18 protein-coding genes are annotated in these 20,442 nt (G+C 34.4%); 14 read left to right on the top strand and 4 right to left on the bottom strand.

Annotated features, from left to right (window positions below):
• Positions 1–155: 155 nt before the first annotated feature.
• The 10 genes from QO182_RS02485 to queA all read left to right on the top strand — a co-directional run bounded on the left by QO182_RS02485 (position 156) and on the right by queA (position 10,423).
• Positions 156–1,409: a dicarboxylate/amino acid:cation symporter gene (locus QO182_RS02485; RefSeq protein WP_371559768.1), complete on the top strand. Its 1,254-nt coding sequence runs from the start codon at positions 156–158 to the stop codon at positions 1,407–1,409.
• A gap of 390 nt (positions 1,410–1,799) precedes the next feature.
• Positions 1,800–2,627 (top strand): prephenate dehydratase, encoded by an 828-nt coding sequence (locus QO182_RS02480; RefSeq protein ID WP_371559767.1) that lies wholly within the window; start codon positions 1,800–1,802, stop codon positions 2,625–2,627.
• Positions 2,628–2,719: 92 nt separating this feature from the next.
• Positions 2,720–3,868 carry a pyridoxal phosphate-dependent aminotransferase gene (locus QO182_RS02475; RefSeq protein ID WP_371541288.1) on the top strand — a complete coding sequence of 383 codons (1,149 nt, stop codon included), beginning with the start codon at positions 2,720–2,722 and terminating at the stop codon, positions 3,866–3,868.
• Entirely contained in the window at positions 3,869–4,726 is an 858-nt protein-coding gene (locus QO182_RS02470) for a prephenate dehydrogenase (RefSeq protein WP_371559764.1), read from the top strand. It begins immediately after the preceding gene.
• 68 nt (positions 4,727–4,794) lie between these two features.
• Positions 4,795–5,877 carry a chorismate mutase gene (locus QO182_RS02465; protein ID WP_371541283.1) on the top strand — a complete coding sequence of 361 codons (1,083 nt, stop codon included), beginning with the start codon at positions 4,795–4,797 and terminating at the stop codon, positions 5,875–5,877.
• Positions 5,878–6,064: 187 nt separating this feature from the next.
• On the top strand, positions 6,065–7,042 hold the full coding sequence (rsgA, locus tag QO182_RS02460) for a ribosome small subunit-dependent GTPase A (protein WP_371559763.1): 978 nt from the start codon (positions 6,065–6,067) through the stop codon (positions 7,040–7,042).
• A gap of 37 nt (positions 7,043–7,079) precedes the next feature.
• On the top strand, positions 7,080–7,532 hold the full coding sequence (dtd, locus tag QO182_RS02455) for a D-aminoacyl-tRNA deacylase (protein ID WP_371559761.1): 453 nt from the start codon (positions 7,080–7,082) through the stop codon (positions 7,530–7,532).
• Position 7,533: 1 nt separating this feature from the next.
• Complete coding sequence (locus QO182_RS02450; RefSeq protein WP_016988618.1) at positions 7,534–7,860, top strand: nucleotide pyrophosphohydrolase; 327 nt, start codon at positions 7,534–7,536, stop codon at positions 7,858–7,860.
• A gap of 99 nt (positions 7,861–7,959) precedes the next feature.
• Positions 7,960–9,189: a 3-phosphoshikimate 1-carboxyvinyltransferase gene (gene aroA, locus QO182_RS02445; RefSeq protein WP_371559760.1), complete on the top strand. Its 1,230-nt coding sequence runs from the start codon at positions 7,960–7,962 to the stop codon at positions 9,187–9,189.
• A 184-nt stretch (positions 9,190–9,373) separates the two neighbouring features.
• On the top strand, positions 9,374–10,423 hold the full coding sequence (gene queA, locus QO182_RS02440) for a tRNA preQ1(34) S-adenosylmethionine ribosyltransferase-isomerase QueA (RefSeq protein WP_371541273.1): 1,050 nt from the start codon (positions 9,374–9,376) through the stop codon (positions 10,421–10,423).
• Between the two features lie 217 nt (positions 10,424–10,640).
• Here queA and QO182_RS02435 read toward each other — a convergent pair whose 3' ends face one another.
• Positions 10,641–11,375, bottom strand: coding sequence for an SIMPL domain-containing protein (locus QO182_RS02435; RefSeq protein WP_371559759.1), 735 nt, complete (start codon positions 11,373–11,375; stop codon positions 10,641–10,643).
• 169 nt (positions 11,376–11,544) lie between these two features.
• On the opposite strand from QO182_RS02435, the gene kynU reads away from it, so the two are divergent.
• Entirely contained in the window at positions 11,545–12,825 is a 1,281-nt protein-coding gene (gene kynU, locus QO182_RS02430; RefSeq protein WP_371559758.1) for a kynureninase, read from the top strand.
• 99 nt (positions 12,826–12,924) lie between these two features.
• Here kynU and QO182_RS02425 read toward each other — a convergent pair whose 3' ends face one another.
• Both QO182_RS02425 and QO182_RS02420 read right to left on the bottom strand, forming a co-directional pair.
• Complete coding sequence (locus tag QO182_RS02425; protein ID WP_371559757.1) at positions 12,925–13,563, bottom strand: flavin reductase family protein; 639 nt, start codon at positions 13,561–13,563, stop codon at positions 12,925–12,927.
• A gap of 139 nt (positions 13,564–13,702) precedes the next feature.
• On the bottom strand, positions 13,703–15,265 hold the full coding sequence (locus QO182_RS02420; RefSeq protein WP_371559755.1) for a hypothetical protein: 1,563 nt from the start codon (positions 15,263–15,265) through the stop codon (positions 13,703–13,705).
• A gap of 199 nt (positions 15,266–15,464) precedes the next feature.
• Here QO182_RS02420 and QO182_RS02415 point away from each other — a divergent pair, with 199 nt between their 5' ends.
• The 3 genes from QO182_RS02415 to QO182_RS02405 all read left to right on the top strand — a co-directional run bounded on the left by QO182_RS02415 (position 15,465) and on the right by QO182_RS02405 (position 19,833).
• Entirely contained in the window at positions 15,465–15,875 is a 411-nt protein-coding gene (locus tag QO182_RS02415) for a YMGG-like glycine zipper-containing protein (RefSeq protein ID WP_371543269.1), read from the top strand.
• Between the two features lie 168 nt (positions 15,876–16,043).
• Positions 16,044–18,434 (top strand): penicillin acylase family protein, encoded by a 2,391-nt coding sequence (locus tag QO182_RS02410; protein ID WP_371559754.1) that lies wholly within the window; start codon positions 16,044–16,046, stop codon positions 18,432–18,434.
• Between the two features lie 61 nt (positions 18,435–18,495).
• Positions 18,496–19,833: an FAD-dependent oxidoreductase gene (locus QO182_RS02405; protein ID WP_371543274.1), complete on the top strand. Its 1,338-nt coding sequence runs from the start codon at positions 18,496–18,498 to the stop codon at positions 19,831–19,833.
• A 124-nt stretch (positions 19,834–19,957) separates the two neighbouring features.
• On the opposite strand, the gene QO182_RS02400 is transcribed toward QO182_RS02405, so the two are convergent.
• Positions 19,958–20,442, bottom strand: a 485-nt coding sequence (locus tag QO182_RS02400; RefSeq protein ID WP_371559752.1) for a transposase, incomplete at its 5' end; no start/stop codon positions are given.

The raw sequence follows: 20,442 nt of genomic DNA, 5'->3' as shown, positions 1-20,442 counted from the left end.
TATTTGTTGCAAAAGTAAATAGAAAAAATTGTGATTTATTGTTTTTCGTATTACAATATGTGAAATTGTATTGATAGAGCGGAGTTTTTGTGGATTCGGACTGTTTTTGTTAATTAGATTAATATATTTATAAAAATTTAAAAATTGTATGTAATATGAGCAAGGTAAGTGGCGGTTCAGGTAGTTTGTTTAAAACGTATAGTAGTATCATATGGCTTCTTTGCGGGATTACAGCAGGGAGTGTTTTGGGACTAGTTTTTGGTGAAGATGTTGAAATTATAAAGCCGTTAGGAGATATATTTTTGAATTTACTTTTTACCGCAATTATTCCATTGATTTTCTTCACTATCGCTTCCTCTATTGCAAGTCTTGAGAAATCAGAAAAATTAGGAAAACTTTTTGTGATTGTGATGGGGGTTTTTTTAAGTACAGTTGTTGTATCTGCAATTTTGATGATGATTGGGGTATTGCTTTTTCCTATTCATCAGGATATTATTATTTCTAAGATTCCATTAGAAAGTATTCAGAGTGCGAGTCCAGGATCTCAAATTACGCAATTGCTTACTGCCAATGATTTTTATGAGTTGCTGTCTCGAAAAAGTATGTTGGCATTAATTATATTTTCGTTTTTGATAGGGTTTGCCAGTTTGCGTTCTGGAGAGAAAGGAGCCAGCTTTAGAAGTTTCCTAAGTTCAGGGGATGAGGTAATGAAACAATTGCTGCATCTGATAATGAAAACGGCGCCAGTAGGATTAGGTGCTTATTTCGCTTATCAAGTGGGGATTTTTGGTCCGCAATTGTTTGGCGCTTATGCGAAGCCGTTGGGTCTTTATTATGCAGTTTGTACTTTTTACTTTGTAGTTTTCTTTAGTCTCTATGCGTTTATCGCTGGTGGGACAAATGGATTGAAAGTTTTTTGGAGTAATAATATTACACCATCATTAACTGCTTTAGGAACTTGCAGTAGTATTGCCACTATTCCGGCTAACCTGGAAGCAACGGAGAAAATGAACGTACCAACACATATCAGGAATATTGCAGTGCCACTAGGAGCGCCTTTACATAAAGATGGTTCTAGTATGTCCTCTATTATAAAGATTGCCGTGATTTTTGCTATGTTTGGAAAAGACTTTACCGATCCACATAATTTAGTAATTGCATTAGGGATTACAATAATTGTTTCAGTAGTTGAGGGTGGAATTCCAAATGGGGGATACATAGGCGAGATTCTTGCTATTACTATTTACGGTTTTCCAATGGAGCAGGCTTTACCAGCAGCCATGATTGTAGGAACATTAGTAGATCCGATAGCGACACTATTGAATGCTAATGGCGACGTAGTTTCGGCGATGTTGATTACTCGAATTTCCGAAGGAAAAAATTGGCTTTCGAATACTTTGACTGCGTAATCTGTTTTTGAAAATTTATTTCAAACAAAAGCAGTTGTTTTTGTTACGGAACGTCTTTGTATGCAGTTGCTTAAAAATTATTTTACACTGCGTTTATTGACTATTGTGTAATTTAAAAGTAGTTTTAGAGAGAATTTCTTTTTTGTTTGGTGAAATTTGGATTTTTTTTTGGTGGGCTCGAAATAATTTATACATTCGCATAGAATTAATACACACACAATACAAAGCACAATGTTAAATAACCGATTTTATTTTAGCAATACTTATTATTTCTTCTGGAAAGAGGGTAGGGATTGTCGTATGGTTATTTAATTAGAAAATTAAATTGATAATTATAAATATACAATCCCGATGAAAATCGGGATTTTTTTTTGCTTAAAAGTTTGTTATATGAATGCTAAAATTGCAATACAAGGTATAAAAGGTTCTTTTCATCATCAGGTGGCTCAAGAATATTACAATAATAATGTAATAGTAGACGAGTGTTTGTCATTTGAAGAATTAGTAGATAGCTTGATATCAGGTAAATCAGAGCAGGCGGTTATGGCAATAGAAAATTCAATTGCGGGACCTATTATTCCTAATTACGCTTTGATAGATAAACATAATTTGCATATAATAGGTGAACATTATTTGAATATTACTCAAAATTTGATGGCGCTTAAAGGGCAGGAAGTAGAAGATATTACAGAGGTGCATTCGCATCCGATGGCCTTGTTACAATGTATGGATTTCTTAAAAAAGTATCCAAATATAAAATTAGTTGAGGATAAAGATACGGCAGAAACGGCTCGTAGAATTCAGCAGAAACAATTAAAGGGTATAGCGGCAATTGGTAGTAATGCGGCTTCGGTAATGTATGATTTGGAAATTCTTGCTCCAGCAATTCAGACTATAAAAAATAACATGACTCGTTTTGTTATCATAAATAAAGAGAATTCATTTGTTCCAAAAGAAGAAGTTAATAGAGCTTCTTTGAAATTTGAATTGGATCATAAAAGAGGAAGTTTAGCAGCGGTACTTAATGTGATGAGTGATTGTAAAATGAATTTAACAAAAATACAATCGTTACCAAAAATTGAAACGCCTTGGAAGTACTCCTTTTTTGTGGATGTTACTTTTGAAAAATATGAGGATTATGCAAAGGCTAAATCACTATTACAAATTATGGCCGAATACTTTAAAGTGTTAGGTGAGTATAAGAATACTAAGCCGTAATCCTACAAAGATAAAAGGTGAACGATAAGAAGTAAAATATAAAGTGTCCTTTTCCAGAATTGGGTTGGGAGAGGAAAAATACAAATAATAAGATGATTCAAGCAGCAAAACGTTTAGACATAATTGAAGAATACTATTTCTCTTCTAAATTGAGAGAAGTTCGACAATTAGCTTCAGAAGGAAAACCGATTATCAATATGGGAATTGGGAGTCCAGATTTACATCCATCACAATCTGTTATTGATGCTGTAAAACTGGCGATGGACGATGAAAACGCACATCAATACCAGAGTTATCAGGGATTACCGGAACTGAGAAAAAGTATGGCTGATTTCTATATGAATAATTATGACGTCGCCTTGAATTCGAACACTGAAATTTTGCCTTTAATGGGTTCTAAAGAAGGAATCATGCATATTTCATTGGCTTTTTTAAATGAAGGAGATGAAGTTTTGATTCCGAATCCGGGATATCCAACGTACACTTCAGTAACAAATTTAGTAGGAGCGGTACCTGTTTATTATGATTTGAAAGAGAATACAAACTGGGAACCTGATTTTGAGGCTTTAGAAAAATTAGATTTAACTAAGGTGAAAATCATGTGGATTGGTTATCCTCATATGCCAACAGGTGCTAGAGGAAGTATCGCTTTATTTGAAAAGTTAGTGGCTTTCGCCAAAAAACATGAAATATTGTTGATTAATGACAATCCTTATAGTTTTGTTTTGAATGATAAACCAATGAGTTTGTTGCAGGTGGCAGGAGCTAAAGACGTTGCATTAGAACTTAACTCTTTGAGTAAAACCTTTAACATGGCAGGTTGGAGAGTAGGAATGGTTTTAGGAAATGCAGAAGCCATTGACGCTATTCTGAAAGTGAAAAGCAATATGGACAGCGGTATGTTTTTTGGAATACAAAAAGGAGCAATTGCGGCCTTGAATAGCGATAAGTCTTGGTTTGACTCGATGAACGTAATCTATAAGGAACGCCGCATTTTGACGGAACAGTTAGCCGAAAAATTAGGTTGTAAAGTATACAAAGAAGGCGTTGGTTTATTTGTATGGGCTAAATTACCAGAAGGAATAGTATCGTCAGAAAAGTTTATTGATCAGATTTTACATGAGAAATATATTTTTATTACCCCGGGAACTATTTTTGGTAGTAACGGAGAAGGATACATTCGTTTTGCATTATGTGTAAAAGTAGAAAAAGTACAAGAAGCAATTGATAGATTTAACTAAATGAAAATTTACATAATAGGAATAGGATTAATAGGCGGTTCGATGGCATTAGATATTAAAGCTTTACATCCAACTGCGACTGTTTACGGAATTGATACTAATGAAGGGCATGTTAAACAAGCACTCGATTTAGGGGTTATTGATGCAGAGGCGCAAATTGAAGATTTATCAAATGCTGATTTTGTAATTGTTTCGGTTCCTGTGGATGTGGCCATAAGTCTTTTGCCTATTGTATTAGATGCTATTGGGGAAAAATCTATTGTATTTGAAGTGGGTTCTACAAAAGCACCTATTTGCGAAGCAGTAGCCAATCATCCAAAAAGAAGAAACTTTATTGCAACGCATCCGATCGCAGGAACAGAATTTTCAGGTCCATCAGCAGCGATTCGGAATTTATTCGATGGCAAGACAAATATAATTTGTGAGGTAGAGCGCACTGCTTTTAAATTACAAGAGAAAGCATTGGACCTTTTTAAAGCAATGGGAATGAGAATTCGCTATATGGATCCCAAATCGCATGACAAACACATTGCTTATGTGTCGCATTTGTCACATATAAGTTCGTTTATGCTTGGGAAAACAGTAATAAATAAAGAGAAAGACGAGCAAGATATTTTTGATATGGCGGGTTCTGGATTTGAAAGCACAGTGCGTTTAGCTAAAAGCTCACCAGCGATGTGGACACCAATTTTTAAACAGAACAAGGTAGAAGTGGTGGAAGCGCTAGAAGGTTATATAGCTAATTTGACACAGTTTAAAGACTTGTTAGTAAAAGAAGAATATAACGCTATTTTTGACGAAATGGAAAGTGTAAATAAGATTAAAGAAATATTAAACGGAATGACCGTTAAAAAATAGTAAATACGCAGGATTAAATAAAACAAGAACAACACATTAAAAAAATAATAAAATAAATAATAAGAAAGATGGAAAACAAGAAAGAAATGAGAAATTGGTTGAATGAATTTAATTTAACTCATCCATTTGTGATTGCAGGACCTTGTAGTGCTGAAACAGAAGATCAAGTATTGAAAATTGCTCATGAATTGAAAGACTCAGACGTTAGTGTTTTTAGAGCAGGTATATGGAAACCAAGAACACGTCCAGGAGGATTTGAAGGTGTTGGAGAAATAGGATTAAAATGGTTGCAAAAAGCAAAGGCAGAAACTGGTTTATTGATGGGGACTGAGGTAGCAACTTCGGCACATTGTAAATTAGCTTTGGAGCATGATATTGATGTTTTATGGGTTGGTGCTCGTACAACAGCAAATCCATTTGCAGTTCAGGAAATTGCAGACACATTGAAAGGAACTGACAAAATCGTTTTAATCAAAAACCCAGTAAATCCAGATATGGCTTTATGGTTAGGTGGAGTAGAGCGTTTATATAATGCAGGAATTAAAAACCTAGGAGTAATTCATAGAGGGTTTTCTACTTACGAAAAAACAAAATACAGAAACATTCCAGAATGGCAAATTGCTATTGAATTGCAAAATAAATTCCCTGATTTACCTTTAATTATTGATCCATCTCACATCACAGGAAACCGTGAAATGATTCTTGAAGTAACGCAAGAGGCATTAGATTTGAATTATGATGGTATGATCATTGAAACGCATATTGATCCAGATAATGCTTGGAGTGACGCTGCTCAGCAAGTGACTCCAGACGCTTTGAAACAAATTTTCAAAGATTTGAAAGTAAGAAAAGTAAACGATGCTTCGGATGATTTTACAAATAAAATGACAAAGTTAAGAGCAAACATCGATGTTCTTGATGCTAATTTGTTAGAATTGTTAGGAAAAAGAATGAAAGTTGCTGACGAAATTGGTCAAGTGAAAAAAGATGCTAACGTTGCTGTTTTGCAAAATCAACGTTGGAATGAAATTCTTGGAAAGATGATTCTTGAAGGGGAGAAAAAAGGATTAACTGAAGAGTTTGTTCTTAGAATGTTCAAAGCAATCCACCAGGAAAGTATTGGTCATCAAGACAAAGTATTGAACGCATAATTTTATTTGATTATAGCAAATGAATCCCCACTTTTTTTAAAAATTGTGGGGATTTTTTTATCTATAATTATAGGGGGGCAAAAACTTTACACTTCATACTTTAAACGTGAAACAAAGAATTATCTTTGCAAAGCATTTAATAGGTGCTTGAAGACATATTGAACGCTGAATATCGTAAATAATAAAAATGACAGGACTCGTATATAAATCTACAGGAAGTTGGTACACCGTAAAATCAGAACAAGGCGATTTTATTGAATGCCGTATGAAAGGGAAATTCCGAATTAAAGGAATTAAAAGCACCAATCCTATAGCTGTAGGGGATATTGTGGATTATGAACTAGAAGAATCTTCGGATACCGTAACAGGGACGATTCATAATATTCACGAAAGAAAGAATTATATCGTTCGAAAATCAGTGAACTTATCTCATCAGATGCATATTATTGCGTCTAATATTGATCGCGTTTTCCTTTTGGTTACCATAAACAACCCGCCTACGACTTTCAATTTTATCGATCGGTTTTTAGTAACTGCCGAGGCTTACGGCATAGAAACTATTTTAGTGTTTAATAAAATTGACACTTTTGACGAGGCAACCTTAGATGAACAATTGTACATGCAGCATGTGTATCAGGAAATTGGGTACAAATGCCTTCGTGTTTCCTCAACTGAAATGAAAGGGATAGAGAAGTTGAAAGAAATGATGATAGGTAAAGTGAGTATGTTCTCAGGGCATTCTGGAGTTGGGAAATCGACTTTAGTTAATGCTATGGAGCCTTCGCTGCACTTAAAAACAAAGACAATATCTGAAGCTAGTAAGCAAGGGCAGCATACAACGACTTTTGCCGAAATGTATGATTTGTCTTTTGATGCCAGAATTATCGACACACCCGGAATTAAAGGTTTTGGAGTTGTAGATATGGAGCCTGCAGAAATTAGCGGGTATTTTCCTGAGTTTTTCAAACTGAAAGAGCGATGTAAGTTCAACAATTGTTTGCATAAAGACGAACCAAAGTGTGCTGTGAAAGAAGCATTAGAAAGAGATGAAATAGCTTGGTCACGTTACAATAGCTACCTTAAACTGCTGGAAGGGGATGATGAAAATTATCGTACTGACATTCATAATGAAGATCGAGCAATCAGTGACGAAAATAGAAAATAGTAATCCAACTATTCATAATTTATAATTCACCATTAATTTGAAAGTAGTTCTCCAAAGAGTTTCCTCCGCATCTGTAGCCATTGAAAATAAAGTAGTAGCTGATATTCAAAAAGGGGTATTGATACTGATAGGAATTGAAAACAGCGATAGTCAAGAAGATATTGACTGGTTAGTTGGGAAAATCACTAAAATCCGAATTTTTGAAGATGAGAATCAGGTGATGAATCTATCGGTAAAAGACATAGACGGTGATATAATTGTAGTGAGTCAATTTACACTTCATGCCGCTACTAAAAAAGGAAATCGCCCTTCTTATATCAAAGCAGCAAAACCCGATATTTCAGTTCCGTTGTATGAGAATTTTGTTAAGCAGTTGGAAAAAGAATTAGAAAAGAAAATTCAAACTGGTGTTTTTGGGGCTGACATGAAAGTGAGTCTTTTAAATGATGGACCAGCCACGATTATTATAGACAGCAAAAATAGAGAATAGCATGAACTTAAAAGATTCCCAACTAGACGTAGACAATTGGATTAAAGAACACGGCGTTCGATATTTCAATGAACTGACCAATATGGCGCAACTTACCGAGGAAGTAGGTGAAGTGGCACGCATCATTGCCCGACGTTACGGAGAACAATCAGAGAAAGAAAGTGATAAAAACAAAGATCTTGGCGAGGAATTAGCCGATGTTGTTTTTGTGGTTTTGTGTCTTGCAAATCAAACCGGAATCGATTTACAAGCTGCTTTCGATAAGAAAATGGATTTTAAATCGGTGCGAGATAAAGATCGTCACAAAAACAATGAAAAGCTGAAATAATTTGTGATTTATAAATTATGAATTATAATTGAGGAGTAGTAAATTGCGAGCTTGAATTATAAAGATCCTAATTCATTCCTCATCACTCATAAGTACAACATGAATTTACTGTTAAAAACCACCCATTCTAATTTAAAAGCGCAAATCGCCGTAACTGGTTCAAAAAGTGAAACCAATCGGTTGTTATTGCTACAAGCTTTGTTTCCTAATATTACTTTAGCAAACACATCTAACTCTGATGATAGTGAAGTGATGCAAAAAGCGTTAAAAGGAAATGAAGAAATCGTAGATATTCATCATGCAGGAACGGCAATGCGCTTTCTTACTGCCTTTTTTGCAGTAAACGAGGGACGTGAAGTTGTTTTGACTGGCTCGGCCAGAATGCAAGAGCGCCCAATAAAAGTTTTAGTAGAAGCGTTAGAACAACTGGGTGCAATAATCTCTTATGAAAAAGAAGTGGGCTATCCGCCTATTCGAATCAAAGGACAAAAGATTACAGCTTCTAAGGTAAATATTGCAGCAAATGTAAGCAGTCAATATATTTCGGCTCTAATGTTAGTAGCGCCAAAATTAGAAAACGGAATCGAAATAAATTTGGTTGGAGAGATAACTTCTGTACCGTACATCAAGATGACTTTGGCATTGTTGAATGATTTAGATGTAAAAACGAGCTTCGAAAGAAATGTGATTAAAGTATTTCCAAGAACAACTGTTGAACCAAAAGAAATGGTGGTTGAATCCGACTGGAGTTCTGCATCTTACTTTTTTAGTTTGGTAGCCCTTGCCGATACAGCCTCGGTTACTATAAGTAGTTACAAAGAAAATAGCCTGCAAGGAGATTCTGCTTTGGTGGAAATCTACAAACAGATGGGTGTTGATTCTCGATTCGAAAATAGCTCGTTAACACTTACAAAGGATATTAACTTTAAACCTGAAACGTTAAACCTTGAGTTAAACAACACTCCAGATATCGCACAAACTATTGTTGTGACTTGTCTTGGTTTAGGAATTGGTTGTCATCTTACAGGACTACATACTTTAAAAATTAAAGAAACAGACAGACTAGAAGCACTTAGAATTGAACTTACAAAATTAGGCGCTACTATTTCGGTAACAAACGATACTTTGACGCTCGTGGCTTCAAGTTCTATCAGTCCTAATATCAAAATTGCGACTTATAATGACCATAGAATGGCAATGGCATTTGCTCCTTTGGCGCTAAAAGTGCCAATAATAATCGAAAATGCCGAAGTTGTTTCAAAATCATACCCTGATTTTTGGGAAGATTTGAAAAATTTAGGTTTTAATGTTGCTGAAATAACAGCGTAATTATCAATGTTTACGGGGGTAAACACTTGTCGCTTTGTTACTTTGCAATTTTGTATCTAAATTAAATCGCAAAACACTTGACAACGCCTATCTCACAGTCGTATATTTGCATTCTTAAATAAGTTTTACTATACGGCTAAATAAGTAGGCCTTATATTCGAAACTTTTAAACAAAAATATAAAGATGAAATTATCACATTTTCAATTTGATTTACCTAAGGAATTGTTGGCAGAATTTCCGTCTGAACACAGAGATGAAGCTCGCTTAATGGTTATTGATCGCAAGAAACAAACTATCGAACATAAAACGTTCAAAGATGTTATCGATTATTTTGACGATGGCGATGTTTTAATTTTGAATAATACTAAAGTTTTTCCAGCACGTTTATACGGAAACAAAGAAAAAACGGGTGCGAGAATCGAAGTTTTTTTACTTAGAGAACTAAACGCTGAGCAACGCCTTTGGGATGTTTTAGTAGATCCAGCTCGTAAAATTAGAATCGGAAACAAATTGTACTTCGGTGACGATGATTCATTAGTAGCTGAGGTTATTGATAATACTACTTCTCGTGGAAGAACATTGCGTTTTCTTTACGATGGTTCGTATGAAGAATTCAGAAAGAAATTGACGGAACTTGGAGAAACTCCAATCCCAAAATACATAAGCAGAGATGTTACTCCAGAAGATGCAGAGCGCTACCAAACGATTTATGCAAAAGAAGAAGGAGCTGTAGCGGCACCTACTGCAGGATTGCACTTCTCTAAACATTTATTGAAAAAACTGGAAATCAAAGGAATTAAATTTGCCGAAGTTACACTACACGTTGGTTTGGGGACATTCAATCCTGTTGAGGTTGAAGATTTATCAAAACACAAAATGGACTCTGAGGAATTAAAGATTACTCAAGAAGCCTGTGATATTGTTAACGATGCAAAAGTGCATAAAAAACGTATTTGCACTGTAGGTACGACATCAATGCGTGCTGTAGAAAGCTCGGTTTCTTCACATGGAACACTAAATCCTTTTGACGGTTGGACAAACAAATTTGTCTTCCCTCCTCACGAATTTACAATTCCTACTTGTATGATCACCAACTTTCACACGCCAAAATCTACTTTATTAATGATGGTTTCTGCATTTTGTGGACATGATTTAATGAAAAGAGCCTATGAAGAAGCAATCAAAGAAGGTTACAAATTCTATTCTTATGGTGATGCCATGTTGATTATTTAATCTGAACTAGTTTCAGATTCTCTATACAAATCTCGTCAGTAATGGCGAGATTTTTTTTGCGCGTGCCCCAAAAGGGTCGGGCTATTTGTTACAATCTTTTTTACAATTTCGCTAGCGCTACATTATAAAAAAGGATTTCCACTTCACACGAGCGATAGCGAACTGGCGAAGCAATCCCTCACGCAATTGCCAGTGTGTAATAGTGTTTTTTGGAAATCTAGTCCACCTGATACACTAGTTTTATTGTAATAGTTGCTGTTTTGTTTTTAGAATTGGTATTGAAAGAACCGCCGTAAGAATAATCTTCAGATGAGTTTTGAGCTATAATCTGGAAAACCCCCATATCAGATTTTTTTAAATTACCCAATGCGGCATCGGCATTCTCAGCAATACTTTTGGCTCTGTTGCTGGCATCTTTTGTGGCTTCGGCAATCATTTTTATTTTTAATTCAGCAAGTTTAGTATAGTAATATTCAGGAGCATTCGAGTAAAATTCTACACCAGTATTTATTAATTCGCTGGATTGTCTAGAGATATCTTCGATTTTATTTACGTCTTTCGATTGGATACTAACCTCTTGGTTCAGGGTGAATCCGGTAAATATTGTCTGTCTGACAGTTCCGTTTTCATTATAACTGGTTTCGTAATCTTTGTTGAAAGAAATGGCAGAAAAGATAATAGTAGCAGCAGGGATTCCTTTGCCTAATAAGTAATTTTTAATTTTTTCACGGTCAGCGTCTAAAGATGCATACGCGTCCTTTAATGTACTGCTTTTTTTAGAAAAGGATCCTTTCCAAACAATTAGATCTGATACGAAGTCTGTTTTTCCTAAGCCGGTAACACTTATAGTTTCACTATTTTTATTTCTGTTTAGAAAAGCATTGGAAAACAAAAAAGCAGAAATTACTACCGCTATCGAAAGAATAATTACGTTTAGGCTGTTTTTAAGCATTTGATTGGGATTTAAATACAATCAAATATAGTTATAATTTAAGTCTTAAGTGATATGGCTTCAAGGAATGTTCCGTTTGATATTAGACTTTATTTAACTTAGAAAATAAAGGAGTTGCACTTTGTACAGCAATAAATATTAGTTATTTTTACAAAACTAAATTATAACCATGACTTTCGAAAATAATAAGGAATTTGCCAAACAACTTGATTCACAGGACAAATTAAATAAATACAGAGACGAATTCATTTTTCCAAAAGTGAATGATAAAAAAGTAATTTATTTCACTGGAAACTCATTGGGCTTACAGCCCAAAAGAACCAAAGCCTATGTAGATGAAGTAATGAAAGATTGGGCAGATTTAGCGGTTGAAGGACATTTTTATGCCGAAAAACCATGGTGGGATTATCATGAGCGCTTCGCTGAACCGTTAGGTAAAATAGTGGGAGCATTACCTTCTGAAGTTACTGTAATGAATACATTAACGGTAAACCTTCATTTGTTGATGGTTTCTTTTTACAGGCCTACAAAAAAGAGATACAAAATTATTTGTGAGGAAAAAGCATTTCCTTCAGATCAATATATGTTTCAAAGTCAAGTGCATTTTCATGGATACAAAACAGAGGATGCTATTGTAGAAATTAAACGCCGCGATGGAGAACACAACATCCGTTTAGAAGATGTCTTGGCTAAAATTAAGGAAGTTGGTGATGAACTGGCTTTGGTTTTAATTGGCGGAGTGAATTACTACACGGGTCAGGTTTTTGACATGAAAACGATAACTGCTGCAGGACATGAAGCTGGTGCCGTTGTAGGTTGGGACCTTGCTCATGCCGCTGGAAACATAAAATTAGATTTACACGATTGGGATGTTGATTTTGCTGCCTGGTGCAGTTATAAGTACATGAATTCAGGACCTGGTAATGCTTCTGGATGCTTTGTACATGAAAAACACCACAATAACCTTGAGTTACCACGATTTGCGGGCTGGTGGGGACATAATAAAGAACGCCGTTTCAAGATGGAACCAACGTTTGATCCTGTTCAAGGGGCAGACGGTTGGCAAATCAGTAATTTGCCGGTACTTTCTTTGGCGCCTTATTTGGCTTCGGTAGAAATGTTTGATGAAATAGGGATGGATGCGCTTATTGAGAAAAGAGATAAAATCACTTCCTATTTAGAATTTATTCTTCAGGAAATCGACAAAGAAGTGGACAGTAGTTTTGAAATAATTACGCCAACGGATCCAGCGGAGAGAGGATGTCAATTATCCGTTTTACTTCATGGGGAAGGAAGAAGTTTGTTTGACTATTTAATGAAAAGCGGAGTTATCACAGATTGGCGTGAACCTAATGTGATTCGTCTAGCTCCGGTTCCTTTGTACTGCTCGTTTGAAGATATGTATGATTTTGGACAAATATTAAAAAGAGGAATTGAAGAAATTCATTAAAAAGATTAAAACCCATTGACAAATTAAATGTTTATTTGTTAATGGGTTCTGTTATTATCGAGTGGTCTGAGATTCAAAAAAGCTAAATTTATTTGGTTTTTATTTAAAAAACGATTTTGTAGGAGTGTCTTTTCTCGCATATTCAAAACGGTCAAGTAACTTTGGTAAACAATAACCATCAACACCATTTAGAGTAACGACATTTCCTTTTTCTATTTGTAGCCAGCCATCTTCATGCTTTAGTTTTGCATCAAAAAATAACTGTTCTATTGAGGCAATAATATGTATGGTGTCATTTTCTTTGATGTAATATTCATTTACATATTTGCAATACAATTGTACTGGACTGCCTTTTGTAAAAGGCGTAGATATGCCTTCTTTGTACTCTTCTTCAAGATTTGTTTTACTAAATTCAGATACTCCACTTTCATAATTAGCTGATGTATGATGTGCGTCAATAATCATAGTCTCTGTAACATGATTTACAGTAAAATATCCCGTGTCTTTTATGTTTTTGTATGTATCTCTCGGAACCGTTGTGGGCCGAACAATAAAGCCTATCAAGGCAGGATTACTTCCTAAATGGGTTATACTGCTAAAAATAGCGACGTTACTTTCCCCTTTTAATGATTTGGTAGCAATTAAATTTGCTGATTTGTAACCCGTGCAAGAATTGATTAAATTTAATCGTTCCACTTTTTCGAGTTTAGAAAGATCATCTTGAGTAATTGCAGTCATAGTACTTTGTTTTACGTATTTTGTTTAACAAAAATACGTAAATAATAAACAAAACTATGAACGGAGTACATTTTTTTATTATAGAAAGAACACTCATCAATAATTATTTTATTGCAAATCAGTTTTTTATATACTATTTTTAAATTAAAATTTGTTTCAGTATTGCTGCAATATTGAGCCATAAGAAATTAAAGAATGATTTTTCTGGTATTCTTTCGACATTGGCTTTAGTATTAATAATTTCTCCATCGGAGTCTTTTTTAACGATCAAGTTAGCCAGTGCACTTTTTAGTTTACTCTTTTTTTCAGGAGCTCCTTTTCTGTAAAGTGTTACTTTTAAATCACGATATTTTAAAGAGGCATCTTCATACGAATTAAAATCATTTCCTTTAATAGTAAACTTCAATTCATCAAATGTACCTGTTGTAGACGCATTAAGATAGGGTTTTGTAAATCGAGATAAATGATTGGTATTTAAATTAGATACAACACCGTGCATAGTAAATTGATCTTTTTTATCCAGAACATTAAACTTCCAATTGAGTTTTAAAGGAGAGCTTTTCATGAACTTACAGCGGATATCAATAACGACATCTGCGAGATTTTTTTGAAGATATCCGCTTTGTATGTGAGTTGCCTTGAGATTAAAATCATCAAAAGTTAGGATTCCGGGTCCTTTTTGAAAGTTGATTGCTTCTTCATAGACTAAAATAGAATTGCGTATGGCAAGGGTGTCCACTTTCAATGGGAATTTTAAATCCCGAAGGAGTTTACTGTAAAATGGTTTTTTAGTTAAATCATCGGCAGGTAATTTGTTTCTATAAATATTTGCTGATAACTTATCTACTGTGACTGAGTTCGCATCAAAGAATATTTTTTCATTTTTGAAACCCCAGTCTATATTGTTGATTTTAATAAGTTCTGACTTTACTGTAAAAAGGTCTTTTTCTTGCTTTAGTTTTTTAACAAATTCCCTACGACTGTATTCTGGGATTAATTTAAATTTTTTAAGAATAAAGTTATTTGAAGTAGTTTGGAAATGTTGTGCTGTAATAAGGTACGTGTCATTTACTCGAAAATAGATGCTGTCAGCTTTGATAGCGTAATCTTCATAGGAAAAAGGAACCTTCTTTTGTAATAAGTCATCTGTAATCACAATCCCATCTATATTTAAACCTAAGTTAACAACACTTAGAATAGGTTTGTTTGTTTTTGTGTAGATAATTTTAAGACTTCCTTTATTCAGCATAACGTTTGAAACCATAATAATTTCTTCAAATGGTTTTACAACCTCAGAACCTAAACTCTTAGAATTATTAATTGCGTGCTGTGTTTTTTTATAAAGGGTAACTTCTGGAGTTGTAATAATAATATTATTTGCCTTTATACGATTATTAAAAAGAACATCCCATATTTTAAAATCATTTATTTCAATGGATTCTATTTTAGCATAAATGCCTATTTTTTTTAAACTGTCTTGCTGTTTTTTCTTTGGCGAAATTCTTAATCGGGATGCTTTTATATTTTTTGATAAAAGATCAATTTGTAAATCGCTATAAGTAATAGCATAGGCTGTAGGGTTCTTTTTAGCAATAATCATGGGGAGCTGCTTGTTTAACCAAAAGATCAATCCGAAATTAAGGATTAGGGTTAATATAAGCAGACTTAGAACCACTATTGCTATCTTTTTTATTGTAGTCATGAGCTTTTTTTCTTTGTACTATAAAAACACGTATTTAATTCCGTTCAATATTTTAGTACTAGAAATATAAAAGAACAACTATATTTATAAAATTTTATGCTAAAGCTTTAATTATATAAACATTTAATCTAATTTTATAAGTTTTGGTCATGGTTTTTTATGTTTCTTTGCGTCGTTATTAATTATTAAAAACAAAATTATGAAAGCATTATACTTTATAGCACTGTCTTTGTTAATCGTTTCTTGTAAAAATCAAGGAAAAATGGATTTAGAGGCCGCAAAGAAAGAAACTGTTGACTCTATGGAAGTTGCAATTCAAAAACAGAAAGTGATTGACTCCATGCAGGTGGAAATGACAAAAGTAGAAATGCAAAAGGAAACGATTATAGTTAATCAACCGGGAGCTAATACAACGACTACTACAACTACAACAACAAAAAAGAAGGGTTGGAGTAGTACGGCAAAAGGTGCTGTAATTGGTGCAGGAGTTGGTGCAGCTACTGGAGCGATTATAAGTAAGAAAAAAGGACAAGGAGCAATAATTGGTGGTTTAGCCGGAGCTGGTGTAGGAGCTGGAACTGGTGCTATTATTGACGGAAGCAAAAAATAAAAATAAATAGTTTATCGGTAAAAAAAGTGTTTAAGTTCCATTTGGAATTTAAACACTTTTTTTATTTTTAATCAAACTCATGTTTTTTTGTTTTAGACGGGAGAATGAAATGTATTTCGCTGAAATAGAGTCTAAATTATTTATATTTGTTGATCTCAAATTATAAAAATGAAAATTATAAAAAAAATCCTCTTAGTTTTAGTTTCGCTAATTGCGATTGTAATTGTTGGATTAGTGCTGTATGGCTTTTACTTAAAGCCTAAATATGAGGGTAAAGTGGAGTTACAAAGTATTCACGATGAGACTACAGTCTATTTTGATGATTTTGGTGTGCCGCATATTTATGCAAATAATTCTATAGATGCCATGACTGCTTTGGGATATGTCCATGCACAAGATCGCTTGTGGCAAATGGAATTAATGCGACGTATCGCACCAGGTCGTTTGTCTGAAATTTTTGGAAAAGTAGCTTTAAATAACGATATGTTTTTTGCTGGTCTTGGTATTGAGGAAGCTTCAGAAAAAGCGATTGCAGGCTTAGATACAAATAGCGAAAGTTATAAATTAACAGTAGCATATTTGGACGGTATTAATCAATACATGGATGAAGGGGTAACTCCAATAGAGTTTCAATTGGTTGGCGTGAAAAAAAATAAATTCACTATAAAAGATGTTTATAATATTTTCGGTTACATGTCCTTTAGTTTTGCCATGGCACAAAAAACAGATCCATTGTTGACTGATATCCGTGATAAATATGGGATGGAATACCTTAAAGACTTTGGCCTTGACGGGGAATTAAATACTACTATAATTAAAAATGCAAAGGAAAATCCACAGGAGTTTTTAGCTATTTCAAAGGCGGTGGCTGCTTTATTAGATAATTCACCTATTCCTCCATTTGTGGGAAGCAACAGTTGGGTTATTGCGCCTAAGAAAACTAAAAACGGGAAAGTTATTTTTGCCAATGATCCGCACATTGGGTTTTCGCAACCGGGAACATGGTACGAAGCCCATATAGTAACACCAGAATTTGAATTGTATGGCTGCTATCTGGCAGGAACGCCTTTTCCTTTGTTAGGTCACAATAGGGATTATGCTTATGGTTTGACTATGTTTGAAAATGATGATATTGATTTTTACCAAGAAGAGAATAGCCCAGAAAATGCTAATAAATATAAAACACCAATAGGTTTTAGTGATTACATAATTAGAAATAAAGTTATAAAAGTAAAAGATAGTACGGATGTAGAGATGAACGTAAAGGTGAGCCGACACGGTCCTGTCATGAATGATTTGATAGTTGGATTAGATAATAATAAGCCGGTGGCCATGTCTTGGATTTATACGCAGCAACCCATTCATATTCTAGATGCAGTTTATACGCTATCTCATGCTGAAAGTAAAGCTGATTTTCAAAGGGGTGTAGCGCTTATTTCGGCTCCTGGGTTGAATGTGATGTATGGGGATGCTAAAGGAAATGTAGCTTGGTGGGCGACTGGTAAATTATACAAACACAATGAAGGTGTAGATACTCATTTCATTTTGGATGGTCCTTCTGGAAAGGATGATATTACAGAATATTTGGATTTTTCCAAAAATCCTTCGGCAGTAAATCCAGAATGGAAGTATGTGTATTCGGCTAACAATCAGCCTGAAGCGATTGATGGTTTCTTGTATCCAGGTTATTATCTTCCAGAAGACAGAGCCAAACGAATTACCCAGTTGTTAGAGCCAAAGTCAAACTGGGATAAAAAATCGGTCGGCAAGATGATTACGGATAATACTTCATCAGTAGCACCAGAGGTGGTTAAGAATTTAATTTCTAATTTAGATACGAATTCACTTTCGAAAAATGAAAAGGAAGCAGTTGCTATTTTAAAATCTTGGAAAGGAACAAATAATACAGAGGATGTGGCTCCTACGATTTACAATAAGCTGATTTATATGTATCTGAAAAATACTTTTAAAGACGAGTTGGGAGAAGAGGGGTTCAAGCAGTTTTTAGCTACACATATTATGAAACAACTTATTGCTAAACAAATGGCAAATGAGAATTCTATGTGGTGGGATAATATAGAATCTAAAAACAGAAAAGAATCCAGAAGCGAGATTCTTTCAAAATCATTTAAAGAGGCAATCGCTGCATTAGAAATACAATTGGGAGAATCAGTTCCTGCTTGGACTTGGAGTAAGGTACATGTTGTAGAGTATGAGCATCCGTTAGGGAAAATTGCTATGCTTAGAAAAATATTTAATGTAGGACCATTTGAAGTTTCGGGTTCTAATGAGGTAATCAATAATCAGATGTTTGATTATACCAATGAAGCAAAATATGTGGTAAAAGGTGGTCCGTCCTCTCGAAGAGTGATTGATTTTTCCGATATTGAAAATAGTTGGAATGTTCTTCCTACGGGTCAGTCTGGGAATCCATTAAGCATTCACTACAATGATCAGGCAGAAATATACAACGCAGGCAATTTTAGGAAAATGATGCTCAATAAGAAAGAGATTATTAAAACTTCAACAAAATTGGTGTTTATTCCGATTAAAAATTAGAGGTTTTTAAAGTCCTTAAAATAATAAATCAGTAATTTTGCTTAACTTTTTATAGAAAATAATGCAAACTCCAAAAAAGATAGCAGTTGTAGGTTCCGGTTTAGTCGGATCTTTATTAGCTATTTACTTACGCAAAGCAGGACATACCGTACATATATACGATAGAAGCCCTGATATTAGACAAATTCAGTTCTCAGGACGTTCTATTAATCTAGCAATGTCAACTAGGGGTTGGAAAGCGCTAGATTTCGTTGGAGTAGGGGATTCGGTTCGTGAAATCGCAATACCTATGGATAAACGTGCCATTCACTTAGTTGATAAACTTAATTTTCAAAATTACGGTCAAGAAGGGGAAAGTATTTATTCAATTTCCAGAGGAGATTTGAACCGGAGAATGATCGATTTGGCTGAACAAGCTGGCGCCGAATTTTTCTTCGAACAGAAAATTTGGGATGTTACCTTGTCTGAAGCTACTTTGCACATTGGAGAAACAGAAAGAGGAGCTTGGGAAGAAAAGAAGTACGATATCGTATTTGGTGCTGATGGTGCTTTTTCAAGAATACGACACCGCATGCAGCGCCAAAGTATGTTTAACTATTCTCAAGAGTTTTTAAATATTGGTTACAAGGAATTGAATATTCCAGCAAATCCTGATGGCTCTCATAAATTAGATAAAAATTCATTTCACATTTGGCCACGCGGCGAATATATGTTGATTGCATTGTCTAATTTAGATGGTAGTTTTACCTGTACTTTGTTTATGCCTTTTGAGGGTGAGAATTCTTTTGCATTGCTCGAAAACAGAAAAGACGTAGAGTTGTTTTTTGAAAAAAACTTTCCTGATTCGATTGATGTCATCCCGAAATTAGCAGAGGATTTTTTCAAAAATCCAACAAGTACTTTGGTGACTATGAAATGCTACCCTTGGACATATAAAGATAAAATTGCATTAATTGGGGATGCTTGTCATGCGATTGTGCCTTTTTACGGACAAGGAATGAATGCTGGTTTTGAAGACATTTCGATTCTAAATGAAATGATGGAGAAATACGGGGATGATTGGGAAACGATATTTTCTGAATACCAAAAATCGCGTAAGCCTAATGCTGATGCGATTGCAGAACTTTCCTATCGTAATTTTATGGAAATGAGTTCTAAAACAGCAGATGATAAATTCCTATTGCAAAAGAAGATTGAAAAATGGTTCTCAGACAAACACCCAGATAAGTGGATTCCCCTTTATAGTAGAGTCACATTTAGTGACCGACCTTATGCTGAAGCTTTAGCAATTGGAGATGATCAAAATGCTATTATGGAGGAAATTTTAAAAATGGAAAACATAGAAGCTCTTTGGGATAGCAAAGAGGTTGAGAATAAGATCTTAGCTTTTTTAAATTAAAAAAAAACAGTCAAGAATTAGTGATTTAATTCTTGACTGTTTTTTTTTATTATCTACGGTTTGCTTTAGCTATAGCGTATGCACTTCAATGCCTTTATTATGGATCAAGCGCAAAAGTTGGGGATTATCCAAAAAGGTTAGATAATCTGAACAAGAAAAAGTCGATTTTCCGAACCCCTCTAAACTGACTTCTGAACCCTTTGATTTTTGCATTAAAAGATTCTGCAGAAGCATTTGTACTTCGATTGTCAAAATAGTTTAGTATAGATTGATAATTAACTGTTATCGAATTAAGAACTACATTGAAGTTCTTAAATCCTGATTCCTCTACTTTTCGATACCAATGCGCTAATTTCAACATAGCTACATTTTTATCATTATTTGTATCGTAAATACTGCGTAATTGCTGGGATAAAGCGTGAGCTGTTTTTATATCAGGATATAGCTCAAATAAAAGACTTGCTCTTTCTTCTTGGTTAACGGTCCACTTTCCTCTGGATTTATAAAGTAAATAGCGGCTTCTGGCTAATAATTGTTTTACAGTATCGCCATTGCTTAAAAGTTGGGGAGTATAAGTCTTGTTTTCTGATTTAGCTTGTAATATCGATT

Source organism: Flavobacterium sp. Arc2, assembly GCF_041431385.1.
GTDB lineage: Bacteria > Bacteroidota > Bacteroidia > Flavobacteriales > Flavobacteriaceae > Flavobacterium.
This window is presented reverse-complemented; position numbering and strand designations above follow the sequence as displayed.